Source organism: Steroidobacter sp. (assembly GCF_016790065.1).
Classification (GTDB): Bacteria; Pseudomonadota; Gammaproteobacteria; order Steroidobacterales; family Steroidobacteraceae; genus Steroidobacter.
Genome location: NZ_JAEUPY010000926.1, coordinates 1 through 4166, shown reverse-complemented (window position 1 = coordinate 4166; position 4166 = coordinate 1). Strand labels below are relative to the sequence as shown.

3 protein-coding genes and 1 pseudogene are annotated in these 4166 nt (G+C 61.0%); 1 reads left to right on the top strand and 3 read right to left on the bottom strand.

Going from position 1 to position 4166, the window contains the following annotated elements; all coding sequences use genetic code 11:
* Positions 1-200 precede the first annotated feature (200 nt).
* Positions 201-443 (top strand): annotated as a pseudogene (locus tag JNL55_RS36855) (LysR family transcriptional regulator); the annotation flags it as partial.
* 105 nt (positions 444-548) lie between these two features.
* Here JNL55_RS36855 and JNL55_RS36850 read toward each other — a convergent pair.
* The 3 genes from JNL55_RS36850 to JNL55_RS37610 all read right to left on the bottom strand — a co-directional run.
* Positions 549-3653 (bottom strand): PAS domain-containing protein, encoded by a 3105-nt coding sequence (locus JNL55_RS36850; protein ID WP_293866980.1) that lies wholly within the window; start codon positions 3651-3653, stop codon positions 549-551.
* A 111-nt stretch (positions 3654-3764) separates the two neighbouring features.
* A complete protein-coding gene (locus JNL55_RS36845) occupies positions 3765-4013 on the bottom strand; it encodes a hypothetical protein (protein ID WP_293866977.1) in 249 nt (82 codons plus the stop codon).
* 25 nt (positions 4014-4038) lie between these two features.
* Positions 4039-4166, bottom strand: a 128-nt coding sequence (locus tag JNL55_RS37610; protein WP_415923243.1) for an alpha/beta hydrolase family protein, incomplete at its 5' end; no start/stop codon positions are given.

Sequence of the window (4166 nt, the reverse complement as noted above, 5' to 3'; positions counted from 1 at the left end):
ATCGGCCGGCGCGACCGGCTTCGGCGTACGCCTGTTGAACCGCTTCATCGCCGACAACTACGAGCCGGTCGCAAACCAGTAACATAACCGGACTGAATCGCCAGATGCGGAAATCGGCTGTTTGTCAGCCGTTGTTACAATTACTATTCGTCGAGGATCGTAGCCAGCGCACAGGTTGTGCCCAGAAAAAAGGTGCTGCCGTGACATTGACTCAACTGCGATATCTGGTCGCCATTGCCGATTGTGACCTCAATGTGACCGCGGCCGCCGCGCGCGTCTACGCCACTCAATCGGGTGTATCGAAACAAATCAAGCAGCTCGAAGGCGAGCTCGGCTATCCCCTTTTCATCCGCATCGGCAAGTGCCTCGACCGCGTGACCACCGCTGGCGACGCCGTCATTCGCCACGCGCGCACGATTCTCGCTCGCGTCGCTGACATCCGCTGTTTGGAATTGGAATGCAACGGCGACGATAGCGATGGCCCGCCCTTGCGTTGCCCTCGCGCTCGCGCAGCCAAGCCGTCGACCGACGAGTTGGTCAGTCCCTAGTCAAGCTGACGCTTTAGCCGACAACACCTCGGCCACGCACGCAATCAGCTCCGTCTGTCTAAACGGCTTGGCCAAGCGCGGCAGCCCACCGGCCTGAACCTCAGTGAGCGATGCAAAGCCCGTGATCATCAGCACGGGCAGCGCCGGGTGCTGTGCTCTAAGGACTTCAGCAAGCTCGACCCCGTTCATCTCGGGCATGGCGAAGTCAGTGATCAACAGATCGATCTTCAGCCCGTCATGAAACGTGGCGATGGCTTCGCCCGGTGTCGCAGCTTCGATGACGTTGTAACCGGCATCCGCCAGCATCGTCGAAGTGCCCATGCGCACCAGCGCCTCATCGTCGACTAGCAAGATGGTTTCGACGGCGTCGATCTTGGCGTCCGCGGCCGGTGCTTCGGCGGGCAGCGATGGCGCATCGTGCTTGGTGGTCGGCAGCCACAACGACGCCTTGGTGCCCCGCCCCGGTGAGCTTTCGAGCATGAAGTCGCCGCCCAACTGCGCCGACAGGCCATGCACCATGGAAAGACCGAGGCCGGTGCCCTGCCCCACCTCCTTGGTGGTGAAGAACGGCTCGATGGCACGACTCAAGGTCGCCTCATCCATCCCCGCACCGGAATCCTGCACGTCGATGCGAACGTAGCGACCCGGCGCCAGGCGTCTCGAATCTGTAATCGTCTCTTGATACGCAGCGACCACCAGCGTGCCACCGTGGCTCATCGCGTCGCGAGCGTTGACCGCTAGATTCAACAGCGCCAGCTCGAGTTGATTCGGATCGACGTTCGCCGAACGCATGGCGGCCTCGACCTGTAACGAGAACTGGATGTGAGGTCCTAGCGTTCGCGTGAGCAGATCGCGAATGCCACCCAACAGCGCACCGATGTCCACGGGCTGAGTCTGCAAGTGTTGCCGGCGAGAGAATGCCAGCAGGCGCTGAATGAGAATCTTGGCTCGATCCGCCGCCTGCAGAGCTGCATCCGTAAGCCGCCGTGCGCGCAGATCGCTGCTGTACTGTCGCGAAAGAATATCGAGCGCGCCGACGATGGGAGTGAGCAGATTGTTGAAGTCGTGCGCCACGCCGCCCGTCAGTTGCCCCAATGTTTCCATCTTCTGACTCTGGCGCAGAGCGTCCCGCGCCTCCGCCAGTTGCGCCTGATCGACGATGCGCTGAGTGACATCGTAGACAAACTGATAAGCACCGATCAGCCGGCCTTCCTTGTCCCGCAGCGAGTTGTACTTCATCTCATAGAAGCGGCGGCGCACGGCAGGATCGCCGAACTCGCTGATCTCGGTAAACTCTTCGCCCGCCAAGGCGCGCGACCAAATGGCACGCACCGCTTCCTGGTGGTCCGGCTTGTCCGCCAACACCTCGAGCATGCTATCGCCGACCTTGGGCCGGACGCCGTAGATGCGTTCGAATTCATCGGCGGAGGCGCGATTGATGGCGAGCCAGCGAAACTCGCGATCGACGATTTGTACGAATGCGTCCGTGCCCTCGACCACGTCCGCGAACAACTTCTGTTCGGCTTTCATGTCGACGACTTGCCGCTCCAGAACCTGATTCCACGAGCGCAGTTTTTCTTCCCACTCGCGGCGCTCCTGAATGTCGATCACCGATCCGATATAGCCGAGGAACTCCCCTGCCGGACCGAGTCGCGGCTGAGCCGCGTCCAACGCCCAAGCATAAGAGCCGTCGGCACGCCGCAAGCGGTACTCGATACGAAAAGCTTTGTGGCCCGCCAGCGCATCCCGAAAGATCTGCTCGGCCATGGGCGCATCGTCGGAATGCACGGCATTCAACCAGCCGAAGCCGAGCGCAACCTCCGGCGCCTGGCCAGTGAACTCGTACCATGATCTGGAAAGATACGAGCAGGAGCCATCGACCTCCGTCACCCAGACCATCACCGGCGCGCTGTCCGCCATGCTCCGGAACCGCGACTCGCTTTCCCGTAAGCGCAGGTCCGTGGCCTTTCGGTCGCTGATATCTTGAATCAGTGCGTAGTAGCCGCGAACCCGATGGGTGTCATCGCGATCGGGCAAGAAGTCGATTTGAACGTCACGCGTGCCGCCGCTTCGATACGGCACCTTCACTTCCGCACTCAGCTTCTCGCCACTCAAGGCACGATCGATCATTGGCTTCAATTTCTCGAACGCCGCCGCGCCGAGCACCTCCGCCAGCGTGCGACCAATCGCCTGCTGCGAGGGAATCCCGAACCACTCTTCATATCTCGCGTTACAGAAGCGGTAACGATAGTCGGCATCGACATAGCTGATGAGCGCCGGCAACGCGTCACTCATCAGCCTCAGCTGCGCCTCGCTGGCGCGCAGCCGCTGTTCGGCATCCTTGCGATCGGTGATATCTCTAAAGTTGACCGCCAACCCTCGCTGATGCGGATAGGCATGAATCTCCACCCACTTGGTGGATACCGGCGACAATAGTTCGAACGAGACACTGATGTTGTCCCGAACGGCACGCTCAAACTCCTGGCGACCAAAGGAGTCCCGGGTCGGTGGCAACGCGTCCCACAGCGTCTTGCCGATGAACTCGGCGCGAGTCAGACGAAAATAGTCGAGCGCCCTTTGATTCGCATACGTCACTCGCCACTCACTATCGAGTGCATAGAAGGCATCGGTGACACTCTCCAGTAACGCTGCGCGCTCCTGGACCGCCCGCAGATCCGCCTTCGCCTGCTCTTCCCTGCGCACGATGTCGGAACGCAGCTTGGTATTTCTGAGCATGCCGCGGATCCGAACGCGCAGCTCGTCTTCGGTGTAGGGCTTACCGAGATAGGCGTCCGCGCCCAGCTCGAAACCATCCTGCAGATCCTCGGCGGCCTTGCCTGAGATCATCAGGATGGGAATCGACGCGGTTCGCGGCGAGCTGTGCAGGGCTCGGACCAGCTCCACACCATCCATCCCGGGCATGACGATGTCGGTGACGATGATGTCCGGCCGATGCCGGAGGATGGCTTTGAGGGCGTCCTGGCCATTGGCCGCACCCTCGATGGAAAACTCGTCGGTGAGCGCGTCGACCAGGTGCTCACGCAGGACCGCCTCGTCTTCGACGAACAGCACGCGAGGTTTTGCTTCGACGGCCGGTGTGTTCACGCTGTCACATGAACCCGGCACGGATTAAGAAGTTCCAAGCGCGCCGGGGACTGCACAATAGCAGCCCCCGGCGCATCGATCACCCTAAACCATTCGGCTAGAACCGGGTGCTCAGCCGGACCGAGTAATACCGACCCGATCGAATTGATAACCCAACGACAGCTCGGTGGAAATGTACGCCCCCAGACGCCGCTTCACCGTGCTGCCGGTATTCTCGACGCCACTGAGGCCATTGGTGCCGACCGACGCGCTCCAGCGATCCAACGACCATTGCAGGTTGGCGCTGGCCTTCAACTTCGGATAGACGGCCATGAAGTCTCGCACCTTGCCGAGATAGCTCACGGGGTCGCTGCCGGGCATATCGTTGCCGATCTGACGACCCGGTCTACAGATGCTTGTCAAGAAACGCGAGATACGCCTCAGAGGCCGTGATCGTGTTTTCTCGCTTGGTGAAGCCATGCCCCTCGTCAGGGAACAAAACGTACTCCACCGGCACACCATTCGCTTTCACAG